General features: G+C 64.2%; 8 protein-coding genes. 3 read left to right on the forward strand and 5 right to left on the reverse strand.

What is annotated here, in order from left to right:
• Positions 1–46 precede the first annotated feature (46 nt).
• The gene (locus PAQ31011_RS05230; RefSeq protein WP_150574756.1) at positions 47–1,111 is read right to left on the reverse strand and encodes an ABC transporter substrate-binding protein; all 1,065 of its coding nucleotides are present in this window, start codon (positions 1,109–1,111) and stop codon (positions 47–49) included.
• Between the two features lie 172 nt (positions 1,112–1,283).
• On the opposite strand from PAQ31011_RS05230, the gene PAQ31011_RS05235 reads away from it, so the two are divergent.
• The 3 genes from PAQ31011_RS05235 to PAQ31011_RS05245 all read left to right on the forward strand — a co-directional run bounded on the left by PAQ31011_RS05235 (position 1,284) and on the right by PAQ31011_RS05245 (position 3,815).
• Positions 1,284–2,174: a LysR substrate-binding domain-containing protein gene (locus PAQ31011_RS05235; RefSeq protein ID WP_246179346.1), complete on the forward strand. Its 891-nt coding sequence runs from the start codon at positions 1,284–1,286 to the stop codon at positions 2,172–2,174.
• 298 nt (positions 2,175–2,472) lie between these two features.
• The gene (locus PAQ31011_RS05240; protein WP_174989953.1) at positions 2,473–3,240 is read left to right on the forward strand and encodes a response regulator transcription factor; all 768 of its coding nucleotides are present in this window, start codon (positions 2,473–2,475) and stop codon (positions 3,238–3,240) included.
• A 98-nt stretch (positions 3,241–3,338) separates the two neighbouring features.
• A complete protein-coding gene (locus PAQ31011_RS05245; protein ID WP_217424837.1) occupies positions 3,339–3,815 on the forward strand; it encodes a cupin domain-containing protein in 477 nt (158 codons plus the stop codon).
• Positions 3,816–3,918: 103 nt separating this feature from the next.
• Here the strand turns inward: PAQ31011_RS05245 and PAQ31011_RS05250 are convergent, their stop codons facing one another.
• The 4 genes from PAQ31011_RS05250 to PAQ31011_RS05265 form a co-directional block, all read right to left on the reverse strand.
• Positions 3,919–5,118, reverse strand: coding sequence for a cytochrome P450 (locus tag PAQ31011_RS05250; protein WP_150574759.1), 1,200 nt, complete (start codon positions 5,116–5,118; stop codon positions 3,919–3,921).
• A complete protein-coding gene (locus PAQ31011_RS05255) occupies positions 5,105–6,259 on the reverse strand; it encodes an anti-sigma factor family protein (protein ID WP_150574760.1) in 1,155 nt (384 codons plus the stop codon). The genes PAQ31011_RS05250 and PAQ31011_RS05255 overlap by 14 nt, the downstream gene beginning before the upstream one ends.
• A gap of 13 nt (positions 6,260–6,272) precedes the next feature.
• Positions 6,273–6,830 carry an RNA polymerase sigma factor gene (locus tag PAQ31011_RS05260; RefSeq protein ID WP_246179349.1) on the reverse strand — a complete coding sequence of 186 codons (558 nt, stop codon included), beginning with the start codon at positions 6,828–6,830 and terminating at the stop codon, positions 6,273–6,275.
• 233 nt (positions 6,831–7,063) lie between these two features.
• The gene (locus tag PAQ31011_RS05265) at positions 7,064–15,022 is read right to left on the reverse strand and encodes a discoidin domain-containing protein (protein ID WP_174989955.1); all 7,959 of its coding nucleotides are present in this window, start codon (positions 15,020–15,022) and stop codon (positions 7,064–7,066) included.
• Between the last annotated feature and the right edge of the window lie 86 nt (positions 15,023–15,108).

Below are 15,108 nucleotides of genomic sequence, written 5' to 3' on the forward strand. Positions count from 1 at the left end.
CGCTTGTGTTCTCCTTGCCGCTCAACGTCCGAATTCACTTAATGGCTTAGCGCTCGATCTGACGATTCCAGCGCTGCGTCCATTCGGCGCGCTTGGCGTTCACAACATCCCAGTCGACACGCACGAGCTTGTCGATCTGTGCAGGCGACGGTACGCGCGCGGCAATCGCCATCGACAACTGGGTCTTCTTGTTGGACGGTGCGACGCCCTGGCTTTCAGCCAGCACGGCCTGCGTCTGCGGCGAGAGAATCATCTGGATGAACTTCTGCGCGAGCGCATCGTTAGCCGACTTGTCGACCGCACACATACCCATACCGAGCGCGACTGCGCCTTCCTTCGGGTAGACGAACTCGACCGGAATGCCCTGCTGGCGCAGCGCCTGCACGCGGCCATTGCCCCACACGGCCAGCGCGACTTCGTCGGCCTGGAACAGTTCGGCGATCTTGCCCGGCGACGGATCGAACGACAGCACGTTCGGCGCGATCTTCTCCATCTCCTTGAAGCCCGGATCGATGTTGCTGTCGCTACCGCCGTTAAGCTTCGACTCGACGAGCAACGCGTGCAGACCGTACGTGTTCTTGATGCTCGGCATCACGAGCTTGCCCTTGTACTTCGGGTCGGAGAGTTCCTTCCACGACGTCGGTGCCGGCCATCCCTTCGACTGGAACAGACGCGTGTTGTAGGCGATGCCGGTCGCAATCAGACCGGCCGCCACGGCGTTGCCGTTCTTGAACTTCGCGATGTCGTAGAGATCCTGATAGACCGGGGCGTCGGCGAGCTTGCCGCAGAAGCCCATCTGGATCGCCTGATACATCGGGCCGTCGTCGAGGAAGACCACGTCCATGCCTGCCTTGCCCTTTTGCGCCTGAAGCTTCGCGAGCGTCGTCGTCGAGTCGCCCGGCACGATCACAACCTTGGTGCCCGGGTTGGCCCGTTCGAAGCCGGGAATGACGTCTTTCTTCAGCATCTGTTCGAACGAACCGCCGTACGCGCCGACATACAACGTCGTATCGGCATGTGCGGCGGAAGCGCCAAAAACCAATCCCGCACCGACAGAAATCGCGGCGGCGCGGCCAAGCTTACGAAGCGTTTGGGGGACGACAGTCTTCATCGGGAAGCTCCTTGCGTGATGCAGTGTTATGTGATGTTATGGCCCGGCATTACGAAAAAAATTGAAACTATTGCGTGGTTTTCGTAGGGTCATTTTCGACACACGCACGGTCAAATCACATTTTTTTGCTCCGCCATACGCAAATGTTATGGGGGAGCGGAGACAAGCTTCGATGAAGATCCGGCAGTTGGAGGCCTTTCGCGCGCTGATCCTGCGTCAGACGGTCACGCGCGCGGCGGACATGCTCCACATCTCGCAACCGGCGGTCACGCGGCTGATCAACGATCTGGAAGCCGACGTAGGGTTTTCCTTATTCGACCGGAGCAACGGCCGGCTCAATCCAACACCCGAGGCGATGGTGCTGTTCGAGGAAGTGGAGCGCTCGTTTGCGGGCATCGACCGCATTGCGCAGACCGCCGAGCAGATCAAATCGCTGCGACGCGGCTCGCTGCACATCGCGGGCGCGCCGGCACTGGCGCTGGAGTTCTTGCCCACCACGCTGACGGGCTTCATGCGCGAGCATCCCGGCGTGAGCACGACGCTGCTGATTCACGCGTCGAGCATCGTGGTGGACATGGTGGTCGGGCGACGTTGCGATGTCGGCTTCATCGCGCACCCGCTCACGCACGCGGGGGCCAATGTCGAGACACTGCACCGCGCGCCCATGCGCTGCATCCTGCCGTTGGGCCATCGCCTCGCCGACCGGGACGTGATCCGCCCGGAAGACCTGCGCGACGAATCGTTCATTTCCTATCCGAAGGAATTCGATAACCGGATGTACATCGACCGGCTCTTTGCCGAGCGCCAGATCGACCGGGTGATGAGCGCGGAATCCCAGTTGTCGGCGGCGATATGCGTGCTGGTCCAGCATGGCGCAGGGGTGGCGATCATCGATCAGGTGACGGCGCGCTATGCGGCCGGTCGCGTGCTGGTCAAACCGTTCGAGCCGGTCGTCATGTCGGGCTTCTCGCTGGTCACGTCTACACAGCATCCGCCGTCGCGGCTCGCACAGGCATTCGTCGACTACACGAAGCAGCGCATGGTCGAGCTGCTGGCCGACTGAGCCCAACCGAGCCCGATGGGCCGATGCTGCAGGGCGACATCGGCCACCCCGCCCCAAACCGATGCGTCGTTGCCCCAACGTTGGGCGCTCACATCAGGACTTTCCGTTTACGTCAACTAGCATCCCTACGCATTGCGCCTCGATGCAGCAAGCCTTCAACAGGCCGATGCAAATTCCTCAAGTTTCTTTTGGTGGACTGAAGTGTTTTAAGCATGACAACGCGATTTCCGACAATTTTTCTTTCGGGCGCGCCAGATGCATGAAACAACGAATTCGAGTTCGGCAACAGGAGCATGAAGTGAAGTTTGCAGTTCTTACGTCAGACATCGGGCTCTTCGAGGCCATCCGCCAACGCCTCAGCGCCGACGGCGACTGCCAGCGCTTTGACGACGCCGCCCAATACCTTGTAGCCGCCTCGCGCATTCCGTACACGGCGGTGCTCGTCGATGCGGCGCTGGGCCCTCTCGACTTGCAGGGCGTGCTCGCCCGCCGCCGCGGCACGCGCAGTGCCGGCGCGCTGGTCATCGGTTTCGGCACCCCGTCGTGGATGCTCGACCTGTCGTTTCGCGCCGGTTGCGACGACGTGCTCCCCTTCCCTGTAGACGTGGCCGAGTTGCAGACCCGTCTGGCGATGACGCTGCACCGGCGTGCCTCGGCCAACGCGGCCCGCAGCGAAGACTTGCTGGAAGTCGGGACCTATCAGCTCGACCGTGGCCGCGACACGGTGGCGGTCGGGGGCATCGAAGTCGAACTGACGGCGCGCGAGTTCGCGCTGGCGTGGCTGCTCTTCTCGGCCCCGGACATGCGGGTGAGCCGCGCGCGCATCGCCTCGCTGATCTGGCGCAGCGACGAAGCGTCGGCGGCGCGCAGCATCGAGCAGCACGTCTATTTGCTGCGCAACCGCCTCGGCTTGCGCGGCGAACACGGCCTCGTGCTGCGCGCCGTGTACGGCGGCGGCTACTGCCTCGGCGCGCGCCCGCAACGCTCACGCAGCGCGGTCCGTAGTACGCGCGCCACAGGCGTCGCCTCACACACGCAGTCCTTGCCTGAAGTCTCTCGCGATTGATAAGCTCTCGCCCGGCCCGCTGGCGGACGCTCGGCGTCCGGCAGCGCACGCGCCATTCAGGGCGGACGCAAGTCAATAAAGACAACAGAGACAACGATATGCTGCAACGCAGGACCCATGGAACGGCACGCAAGGCCGCCGTCGCGCTGATGATGTTCGCGCTGTACACCGGTGGCGCAAGCGCCGCAGCGCTCCACCCCATCAAGGTGAACAAGCAGGAACTTGCGGGCCCGGTCTTCGACCGCGACGACGCCGTGCATGAAAACGAAGACGGCAACGACACCGTCGACGTCACCACCTTCACCTCGCCCGACAAGGTGTTCCAGACCGGCGTGTTCAAGTCTGGCCCCGTGCGCGAAGAAATTCGCTCTGCCCCCGGCTACCCTTACACCGAACTGCTCGTGTTCCTGAGCGGCGGTGCGAAGTTCACGTCGAGCGACGGCTCGGTCGTGGAAGCTGGCCCGGGCGAAGCGGTCACGCTGCCCAAGGGCTGGACCGGCGTGTTCGAATCGAAGGGCTACACCAAGCTGTACGCCGTGTACGACACCGACGCGCCTTCGCACATCGATAAGTAACATCGCCTGAACCGGCACCACAAATGCGAAGCGGCCCGTCACCGATAAAGTGACGGGCCGCTTCGCTTTGAACGATCGGGTCGAGACCGTCGGAACTCGGTCTTCAGTAGTTCGCCATCAACGACGCCACGCCGCGAAGGCTGTGACGGCGATGCCAGCGCAAGTCGTCCAGACCGGTGATCTCCAGGTTCGGGAAGCTGCTGAGCAGCTTGTCGAGCGCGATTTGCAGCGTGGCCGTCGCGAGCCGCGCGCCGAGACAGTGGTGGATGCCCGCACTGAACGAGATCAGACGACCGTGGTTCTCGCGCCGGATATCGAACCGGTCGGGGTTGTCGAACTTCGCCGGATCGCGGTTGGCCGCACCCAGCAGCATGAACACCGTCGTGCCGGTCTCGAGCGCGACGTCGCCCACACGCACCGGCGAGAGCGCCGTGCGCGCGACCATCTGCACGGAACTATCGAAGCGCATCGCCTCGACAACGGCCCCCTGCGTGAGCGACGGGTCGCTGCGAAGCTGCTGCCACTGCGCCGGATCGCGATACAGATGGATCAGCGCATTGCCCAGCATGTTCGACGTCGTCTCGTGTCCCGCCACGAACAGCAGCAGCATGTTCGCGACGATTTCCTCGTCCGACAGACCACCCTCGCCGCTCGTGGCGACAATCAGCGCAGAGAGCAGATCGTCGCCCGGCTGACGGCGACGGGCGCGCAGCAGCCGGTCGAAATACGATTCGAGCGTCACCGCGCCCTTGTTGGCGTCGGCCAGCCCGGCTTCGTCGAGCGGCGCGAGATCGAATGCGCGCACCAGCGCGGCGGCACTGTCCCCGAGCACCTGCCCGTCCGCCAGCGGCACGTCGAGCAAACGGCAGATGATGCGCAACGGCAGCGGCGTGCAGTAAGCCGACATCAGGTCGACGGGCCCGCCCGCGGGCATCGCTTCGATGAGACTGGCGGCCTGACGATGCATGTCGCCCGAGAGGTCTTCGATGCGACGCGCGTTGAACGAGTGCATCAGCAGCGTGCGCAAGCGGGTATGTTCCGGCGGATTCGCCATCAGGAACATGCGGCTGATGGCACGAAACACCGGTTGCTCGACGGCCAGCGGGCCATAGCGCGCGATCACACTCGGCATGTATGCCTTGCCCATGCGGCGATCGTGCAGCAGCGCTTCGATGAGGTCGTAGCGCCCCGTCATCATCAACGACGGGCCGATGGGTACCAGATCGCCTGCCTGGCGCAAACGTTCGTAGATCGGATAAGGGTTATCGAAAAATGCGGGGGACGAAAAATCAGCGAGATTCATAAGTCTTAGAAAGGGGTGCGTCCGCCATCGCGTCGGTGAACGGCTGCAAGACACCGTTGGCTTGCAGGCCCGGCGGCGTAGTGCCGCCGTCGTAGAGCACCGGCACGACGTCGTTGGCGAGCGCGCGGGCAATCGGCAGCAGATCGCTCGACCCGGAGGGAGCGACCAGCGCAAACATTTGCCCGTCACGGCGCCACGTCACCGTATCCATGGGGGGAATGGTTTGTGCGGAGGGGCCGTGCGCCAGACGCGTGTCTTTCACGACGTAGATCGCCACGGGCGGCCCTTCGCGGGGGAGGTAAGCCATCTGAACGACGGCACGGCCGTCGAACTGTAAGCGCTGCAAGCGCTTGAATTCCATGCCGGCGCGGCGCAGATCGGGCACGACCAGTGGAATGTCGTCGCGGTGGCGGATGGCGCGCACCGTGGCGATGGCCTCGGCCGCTTCGTCGTCGAGCGGATCGAGGGTCGCTCTGGCAAAGAGCGATTGATACGAAACAAATGCGCGCACCCACGGCTCGTACGAACCGTGCCACGCGTTGGCCGCCTCCGGCGACGCCACCGCCACGCTGTCGACATCCAGATTGCCCGCGACGGACATGGCGTGCGAGATAGGCATCTGCGGCATGGGCGTCGGTGCAGGGCCTTCGGTCAGAAAGCGTGCCCCGGCGCTGGCGATCAGCACGGCAAATGCCGTCGCGCCCGCTGCGAAACCGCCGATCTGCCACCAGATGACACGCGGCGGCTTGCTGTCGGACGGCGTCGATTCATCGAACTCGCGATCGAGCGAACTGCGACGCGGCACAGTGCCTGGGCTGCGCACGTGCATGCGCCGCCCCTCTCTGCCTTCCCGCCCGGCGCGCACGAAGCGCGCGTCGTTGGCACTGGCGACATGCGAGGGCACATCCAGCGTCGTGCGTCCGCGCACCAGCGTGCGCACCGTCGACACCAACTCAGGCGGCACCGGCGCAGTGAAGCAGGTCTCGTACGCGGCCTGGAACGGCAGATCGGACGCGTACAACGCCACCACACGCGCCGCGACGTCCGGCGAACTCGCTATCGCGGCTTCGACTTTGGACGCGGCATCCTCGGTCAGGCTGCCGTCAACGTAGGAGAGAAGAATTTGGTCGGTGATCACCATCGGGTCGTCACCCTCACGTCGGCGTTTCGCCAACGGCGGAGGTGCCGCGACGACGCGGCGTCACGTCGAATTGCACGCCCAGACGCTGACGTGCAGCCGACAGACGCCCCATGACAGTGGCGACCGGCACATCGAGAATCTGCGCCGCCTCGCGATAGCTGAAGCCTTCGACCGCGACCAGCAGCAGCGCCACGCGTTGCGGCGTGGGCAGACGCTCGACCGCATCCACGATCTGGCGGTGCCCGACATGCTCGTCAGGCAATCCCGACACGGAGTCGGCAATGTTCTCGAGCAACGTGTCGTCCCATGCGACACCGCCACGGTTGCGCACGTTACGCGCCCGCAGTTCGTTGAGCCAGAGGGAATGAACGATGGAATAGAGCCAGTTCAGCGGCGCACTGTCGGGGCGCAACTGGGCGTCGGCGCGCTCAAGCGCACGCACGCAGGCGCGCTGCACGAGGTCTTCGGCGTCGTGACGGTCGCCGGTGAGCCGTAGCGCGAACGTCCACAGCTTCGGCAACATGGGGAGCAGCAGCCGCGCAAACCCCGAATCGTGCTCGAACTGCATCATGTTCACTCACCTTCACTCACTTTTACGGCGACGCGCCGAAAGATTCGCATTATTCACAAGCCGATATCGCGAAAACATAAAAATCTCCGCAAATCCGTCTCAATACAGGTCTCAATACAACTCATCGACATCTAGATGACCGGACCATGCGGCCTGCGAGCGTGTCACGAAAAAAACGACGGGATGCCGAAACTGCGCATCCCGTCGTCATTTCGCTACACAAGCTCAAGTCATCAGAAGCCGATGCCCAGAACGACGTGCTCAGGCGTCGGCGAAACCAGCGTGGAACTCTGGTCCGCGACGTCGTCGTACGAGAAGCCGTACGCCTTGCGGTCGATGCTGTGGTCGTGCCAGAACTTCGCGTAAGCGTTGTACGGGCCCTTGGCGTACCAGGCCGACGACGGTGCTGCCCACTGCGTGTCGTCTTCCATGATGTGGCGGTTGAGCGCCGCCGCCACCTGCGCTTCGATCGCCAGCTCCGTCGCATTACCGGAGGCCAGCGGACCCTTCGCTTCGAGCATGTCCTGCGTGTTCGGGTGATTCACGTAGTACTTGCCGCCGACGAAGGCACCGTTGCCCTGATCCACTTCCGTGAACACGAGCTGATCGCCCACCGTCTGACCGACAAACTTGCGTGCATTACCCCACATCAGCAGCGTCAGCGAGTGCGTACGGTAGTACTCCCACATGCTGTCGATGTACGCGTCGAAGTACTTGCCGTTCGGTTGTCCCTCGTCGAAACCGCCCTTGCTCGGGGCCATGATGCGGTACTGCGACGGGTTGGCCGGCAGGAATGCCGACGGCACTTCCTTCTGATACGCCGCGAAGATCGACGCGCGCGACTCGGTGATACCCGAGCGCACGTGCGTCGTGCGGTTGCTGCCGTACACGTCTTCCGTCAGCGGGAAGCCGAACTGATCGACCTGCGTGTTGTTCAGCCACAGGCCGTTGTCGCCGTAGGTGAACTCATACCAGTCGAAGTAGACGTTGATGTTCGGGTCGGTCGGGTTGCGCACGTCCGGACCGGCGAAGCCGATCTGACCGTTCACGTCCCGGTTGACCTTGATGTACAGCGGCGACCCCAGCCCCACGTAGGCGCGCGCGCCGAAGAGCTTCGGGAACTTCAACTGCTTTGCCTGCGCCAGCGTGAAGAAGTAATTGGCGTAGTTCTGCCCGTTCTTCGTCAGATGGCCGGGACCGTCGTTGTCCGCGTCCGACATCAGCACCGTGGTGCCGTCCGGCTTCACGTAGACGAACTGGCCGTCCTTTGCCGGGTCGTGCGCGATCACCGCCACGAAAATCTGATCGTCCGTATAAGCGCCGTTCGTGTTGTTACGCAACTCGACGCCGATCTGGTTCGGATAGATCGGATAGTTCGGGATGGTGCCGTCGTCCGGCGGGTTGCCGGTGCCCGGATCGCCCGTGACCGGCGGCGGCGTCACCGTCAGCGTGGCCGCCGACGACGTCACCGTGTTACCGGCCGAATTGCTCACGTCGACCGTGAACGTCGCGCCGTTGTCGGCGGCCGTCGTCGGTTGCGTGTCGTACGTCGAAGCGTTAGCCCCCGGAATCAGGGTGCCGCCGCGACGCCATTGGTACGTCATGCCATCCGCGTTGGCGAGTGCGACCGCGAAGTGCGCCGGCTGTCCCTGCTGCACCGTGACACTGGCCGGCTGGCCACTGATAACGGGCAACGGCGGGGGCGGCGGCGTGCTGCCGTCCGTGGGGCCGTACACTTCGAACTCGAACAGCGAGTAACCGTACTGCGACGAGCGCTTGATGCCTGCCATGCGCACGTAGCGCGCCGACGTCGTGGCAAACGTGACGGTTTCGACGCCGCCCTGACCGTTGGGCTGCGAAGCCACACGCGTCCAGTTCTGGTTGTCGTTCGACACCTGAATCTCGTAAGCCGCACCGTAAGCACGCTCCCAGTTCAGCACCACCTTCGACACCGGCACCGAGGTGCCCAGGTCGACGGCGAGCCACGCGTTGTCGTTGAAGTCCGACGACCAGCGCGTTGCCGGGTTGCCGTCCACCGCGAAGCGTGCCGGCGTGCCGTCGCTCTCGGCACCGCTTGCAAAGGCGGGCTTGCCCTTCGCGAGATTGCCCTTACCACCATTATTGCTATTACCCGAGTTGTCCGTGGCCGGGTTAGTCACGGGGACCGTGCCGCCCGCCGGGCCATACACCTCGAACTCATACAGCGAGTAGCCGTACGGCGACGAACGCTGGATACCGGCCATGCGCACGAAGCGCGTGGTGACCGGGGCGAACGACACCTGCTCCGTGCCACCCTGACCGGCGGACTGGCCGCCGACCTTGCGCCACGTGTTGCCGTCGTCCGAGATCTGGATCGCGTACGCCGTGCCGTAAGCACGCTCCCAACGCAACTGCACTTCCGAGATCTGGGTGGGGGCACCCAGATCCACGGCAAACCACGCGTTGTCGTTGAAGTCCGACGACCAGCGCGAATCGACGTTGCCATCGAGCGCGTTGGACGCCGGCGTGCCCTGCGGATTTTCCACACCGCTGGCGAGCGCAAGCTTGCCAAGGGCGAGGTTCACCGGGGTGGTGCCGTTGTTGCCATTGCCGCCGTTACCCCCATTGCCACCGTCCCCGCCTTGCGGCGGGGTGCCCGTGTTGCCGTTACCGTTGTTGCCGCCGGTCGGGGCCGGGGTCACCGTCAGCAAGGCAGGCGTGCTGGTGATGTTCGAGTTGCCGTCATCGGCGACCACACCGTACTGCGCGCCGTTGTCGTCCATCGTCGTGGCCGGCGTGTCGTACGACGGGCTGGCCGTCACTGCCACTTGCTGGCCGTTACGGAACCACGTGTACGACAGGTTCGACGCGCCGATCACCGACACCGTGAAGTGCGCCGACTGGCCCACCTGCACGGATTGCGGCTGCGGTTGCTGATCGAAACTCAGCTTCGGACCATAGACTTCGAACTCGAACAACGAGAAGCCGTACTGCGTCTGACGCTTCACACCCTGCATGCGGACATAGCGTGCGGCGACCGTCTGGAACGACAGGTTCTCCGTACCGCCACGGCCGGTGTTCTGGGTGTAGACCGTCTTCCAGTCGCCGTCGTTACCGGTATCCGAGACCTGAATCAGGTACTGCTTACCGTACGCGGCTTCCCACTTCAGGCGCACCAGATTGACGGCCTGCGACTTGCCCAGGTCGATCGTGATGTTGGCGCGATCAGCATCCGGGTTATCGACGAACAGCGACGACCAGCGCGTGGTGATGTCGCCATCGTTCACGTTGCTTGCCGCGCCGAAGCCCGGGTTTTCTACCGGCGTCGACGTCACCGTCTTGCCCAGTGCGAGGTTCGTGTCGTTGGACGGCACGCCATCTACGACATTGAGCGTTGCACCATCGCTCAGCTTGCTTGCCCCGCCAGCGCTGACGAGTACGGTGAATTGCGCACCGTTGTCTTCGAGCTTGACGGCGGGCGTGGTGTAGCTCGCGGCCACGGCACCTGCGATCTGCGCACCGTCGCGATACCACTGGTACGACAGCGTGCCGTTACCGGTCGCACTGACCGTGAACGTGGCCGTCTTGCCGATGGCAGCCGACTGGCTCACCGGCGGCGTGACGATCACGGGTGGCGGCACTTGCGGGTTGTTGCCGTTGCCCGGATCCTGCTGGGGCGGCGTCACCGTGAGCTTGAACTTCTGGCTCGTGACGCTGTTCGCGGCGTTACTGACCACCACGTAGTACTGCGTGCCACTGTCTTCCAGCTTGACGGCCGGGGTGTCGTAGACCGGGGTCGACGACGTGTAGAGCAACGTGTCCGACGTCTCACCGGCGTTGGCCACGCGATACCACTTGAACGTGAGCGGGGCCGAGCCGTTGATGCCGAGGCTGAAGTGCGCCGACTTGCCCTGCGTGACGCTCACATCGCCCGGCTGCACCGTCACCGTGGGCGGCGTGACTTGCGCCGTACCGGACACGCACAGCACCCAGCCCGGTGCGTTGTCGACGAGACCCTGACGGTCCTCACCGGCCGACGTAATCAGGTAAGCCTGACGCTGATCGGTGGCGAGGAGCGTCGACGTCCACGTCGTCCACTTCTCCGGGAACGCGCACGCTGCGCTGTTGTTGGCTGCGATGGAGAGTGCTTCCTCGCGCGTCGGCAGACGCTTGCCCTGTGCTGCGCAGTAGTCGGCGGCCGCCAGTTGCGTGAACTGGTGGTTCGGGTCCGTCGTCGCGTACTGCTTGCGGTTCCAGACCAGCGTGCTGGACTTGTCCTGCGCTTCGCCCGGGTTCAGCACCGTGTAACGCTCGTTCGTGAAGAGCACGCCGTCGTTACAGTTGGGGACGTTGTAGACCTCGATTTCGTACAGCGAGTAACCGTACGCGGTCGCACGCGTCTGGCCGACCATGCGGACATAGCGTGCGGTGACCGTCGGGAACGTGAAGTCGTCCACGCCACCGGCGAAACCGGCCGGCGACTCGTAGGCCTTCGTGTACTGAACGTTGTCGTTCGACACTTCGATGCGATACGAGCTGGCGTAAGCGTTCTCCCAGCGCAGGATCATGCGATTGACCGGCATCGGCGCACCGAGGTCCACCGTGATCGACGCGTTGTTGCCGTCCTTCTGATCCGAACTCCAGCGCGTGCTGACGTTGCCGTCGGTCACGTTGCTGGCGGGCATGCCTTGCGGGTCCTGATAGCTACTCGCGAACGCGTACTTGCCCTGCGCCAGGTTCACACCCGGTGCGGCCTGACTCAGCGTGGCCGGATCGCTCGTCACCGACTTGCCCGAGGCGTTCGAGACCGTCACCGTGTACTTACCCAGATCCTTCGGCGTGACGGCGTCGATCGTAAAGGCCGGTGCGTCGCTGCCCACCGTGCCGGACGGGCCGTTCCATTGGTAGTGCAACGGCTTGGAGCCGTCGGCCACCACCGTGAAGGTGGCGCTCTCGTTCAACATCGCCACCGTGTTGGCGGGCGGCGTCGTGATGGTCGGCGTCGTGGCCGCGTTGACCTTGAGGGCCACCGGCGTCGACGTCACCTGTGCGAGCGGGTTCTTGACGCTCACCTTGAACAGCGCGCCGTCGTCGTCGGCCGTCACCACGGGCGTGGTGTAGGTCGCCGACTTCGCGCCGTCGATGGCGACGTCGTTACGGAACCACTGATACTCGATCACGGGCGAGCCCTTGACCGCCACGCTGAACGTGGCCGTCTGACCGACGAACACGGTTTGCGCGGCCGGCGGCGTATCGATGCTCACGGCAAGTGCCGGAATCACCGACAACACGGCGTCGTTCGACGTGATCGTGCCCACGCCGTTGCGAACCCGCACGCCGAACACATGACCGTTGTCGTCGCCCGTGGCCGCTGCCGTATCGAGGCTGCTGCCCGTTGCACCCGGGATGTCCTGGTGATCGCGCTGCCACTGGAACTGCATCGGCGCAGCACCCGAGACCGTCACGTCGAAGTGCGCCGGCTGGCCCACGCTGACTTGCTGGCTGGCGGGCTGCACCACGATTTGCGGCGCGGACGTCGCGGCCTGTACCGGCACGACGATAGCGGGCTGCACGTCGTACGACGCCGAACCGCTGCCCAGACCCGGCGACGTCGCGCTGACCGTCACGTGCCCCGTCTGGAAGGTGCTGCGAATCGCGATACGGGTCAGACCACCTTCGGCAGCGAGTTCGTGATCGCCCGGCGAGTGATAGCCCTGCGGCTTGTCCATCGTGACGATGTGATTCCAGCCGCCACGATAGTTCGCCACGGCCGTGTTATCGACCGCGAACGTGATGAGGTTCGTGGCATCCGGCACGACGACGCCATTGGCATCGACGACCTGCGCCGTCACGAACACGGCGTCCGAGCCGTTGGCCGTGACCTGGAACGACTGACCGCTCGGGCGAATGACTTCCGGCACCACCGACAGCACGATGTGGTCCGGCGTACCGGCCGTCACCTGCTCGTCGATCACCGGCTTGCCGTTCGCCATGACTTGCGCGCCGAAACCGTCCACGCAAAGCGCCTGCACACGGCCAGCGGCCCACTGCACGTCGTCCCAATGCGCCTGACCCACGAGACCCGTGGTCGTGCCGAGCGAGTTGTCGGTCGACGTCGAGAGCGTGTTCGGCTTCACATCGCCGCCCTGCACCACGCCGTTGACGACGAGACGCACGGCCGGGCAGTTGCTGAACACGTTCACGCGCACCGGACCCTTGCGGTTCCAGGTGTTCGCGAGGTGAACCACCGGCTTGATGGCGAACGGCGTCCACGCAGACTGATACGCGTAGTACAGCAGACGCGGGAAGCGGTTACCGTCGGCCATCGAGTCGCCCAGCGAGCGAACGTAAGGGCCGTTCGGGTTGAGCTTCGGATCGTAGGTCGTGCCGCTCCAGTAGAAGCTGTCTTCGCCCGGCGTATCGGCCAGATACCAATGCGCAATGCCGAACGTGTTGGCCAGCACACCGTTGCGCCAGTCGTTCATGAACGACGCAACCTGATCCATCTCGTAGTCGTAGTTCGCACGGAACTCGCCACGGCCCCAATACTCGGCCGACCACGCCGGCTTGTTCGGGAACTGGTTCTTCACGCCCACTTCGCAACCCTGACGCGAACAGCTCAGGATGTCGCCGTTGACGTCCTTCGGCGTACGGTCGGCTTGCGCGCGCGTGTTGACCGGGTCCCACTGACGGCCAATGGCGGCGAGCAGCGGCGCGAACGCCGTGTTCATGATGCCGTTGTTCGCTTCCCACGCCAGCACGGACGGGTTGTTGCGGTCGCGCACGATCATGTCGCGATGCAGCTCAAGCTTGAGGGCGTACTTGTCGATCTTGTTCTGCGGACAGTCGGCCGTCGGTGCCGAGAGTTGATAGCAATCGTTGAAGCCGTTCTCGCCATCGCCACTCGGCTGCACGACGAAAATCCCCAACGCATCGGCCGCGTTAAGGAATTCGGTGCTCGACGACGAGTGCCCCGGGCGATACAGATTGCCGCCCGCGTCGGCGAGCAGGCGCAGATCGCGCCACTGCTGCTCTTCCGGCACGGCCGTGCCGAGGCCCGGATAGTCGTAGCGACCCGACGCGCCCCAGAGGTGCGTGGCGTAACCGTTGATACTCGGGAAGTTGGCGTCCCAGGTGATCGTACGGATACCCAGCGGGCTTTCCGTCGCATCGACCACGACACCGCCCACGCTGACCATGTGGAACACACGGTACATGTACGGACGGCCGCGCGGCACGTTGTTCGGGTACCAGAGCGTCGGATGATCGACCGTGAGGTTCTGGCGCACGAGCGTCGGGTGGTAGCCCGGACCGGCGTTCGGCGGCAGGACGACGTCGTCCTTCGCCTGCTGCACGATCTGGCCCGTCGCGTCGACGATCTGCGTGGTGACCTGTGCGGTCTGCGCCGTGCCCGATTCATTGAGCACGTTCGTCTCGATCTGGATATTCGCCGAGGCTGCCGTGCCCGATCCGTCGACGGCCGGGCTGTCGATGCTCACGGTGGAGACGTGCGTCCCCCACGTCTGCATGACCGGATAGTCGTTCAGCGGGATGTGAACCGGATCGGTGATGTACAGATACACGGGGCGGAAAATGCCCGTGTCGCCCTGACCGAAGCGGAACGCGCCCGAGAAGTCCGGATCTTCGAACCAGTCGCCGTTGGCGGCAACACGCACGGCGATCACGTTATCGGTCACGCCGTCGGCCTTCACCATGTTGGTGATGTCGATGGCAAACGGCAGGAAGCCGACCACGTGCGTGGCGTCCGGGCTGCGCACGCTGCTGCCCTTGACCGGCGTGCCGTTCACGTAGACCTGCGCGCCCATGTGCGCGCCCTCGAATTCCACGACGATCTTGCGACCGGCATAGGACTTGTCGAGCTTGAAGTGCTTGCGATACCAGCCGCGGCCGTGCGGTACGTCGCCGCCGCTCTGCGTGTTCGAGAACATGTTGTCCTCGTTCATCGAGTGCGGAATGCCGACGTTCTTCCAGCCGGAGTCGTCGAAACCGGCTTGCGAGACGCCGTCCGGTTCGGTGTCGCCGAGGAATTTCCAGGGCGTAGCCCCGAGGTTGATCTTTACGCGTCCCGACGCCGGGATGGGTAACGGCGTCGCTCCCGCGTTCGTCTGAGGCGTGGCTGTGCCCGCCATCAGGAACATCCACGCGAGCAACAGCCCCGTGCATGTCCACGCTAATGAGTGTCGTTTTCTCATTTCGTCATTGTGGTTCCGATTGAACCGGTGCAACATTCGCGCCGCGCATCCGGAAGGACTCCGGGATGACTTTGCGAAATGCCGAC

The organism is Pandoraea aquatica (genome assembly GCF_902459565.1).
Classification (GTDB): Bacteria; Pseudomonadota; Gammaproteobacteria; order Burkholderiales; family Burkholderiaceae; genus Pandoraea; species Pandoraea aquatica.

Bases quoted from the DNA above. Each gene is read 5' to 3' on its own strand.
- PAQ31011_RS05230 (WP_150574756.1), bottom strand. From the start codon at position 1,111: ATGAAGACTGTCGTCCCCCAAACGCTTCGTAAGCTTGGCCGCGCCGCC.
- PAQ31011_RS05235 (WP_246179346.1), top strand. From the start codon at position 1,284: ATGAAGATCCGGCAGTTGGAGGCCTTTCGCGCGCTGATCCTGCGTCAG.
- PAQ31011_RS05265 (WP_174989955.1), bottom strand. From the start codon at position 15,022: ATGAGAAAACGACACTCATTAGCGTGGACATGCACGGGGCTGTTGCTC.
- PAQ31011_RS05260 (WP_246179349.1), bottom strand. From the start codon at position 6,830: ATGATGCAGTTCGAGCACGATTCGGGGTTTGCGCGGCTGCTGCTCCCC.
- PAQ31011_RS05255 (WP_150574760.1), bottom strand. From the start codon at position 6,259: ATGGTGATCACCGACCAAATTCTTCTCTCCTACGTTGACGGCAGCCTG.
- PAQ31011_RS05245 (WP_217424837.1), top strand. From the start codon at position 3,339: ATGCTGCAACGCAGGACCCATGGAACGGCACGCAAGGCCGCCGTCGCG.
- PAQ31011_RS05250 (WP_150574759.1), bottom strand. From the start codon at position 5,118: ATGAATCTCGCTGATTTTTCGTCCCCCGCATTTTTCGATAACCCTTAT.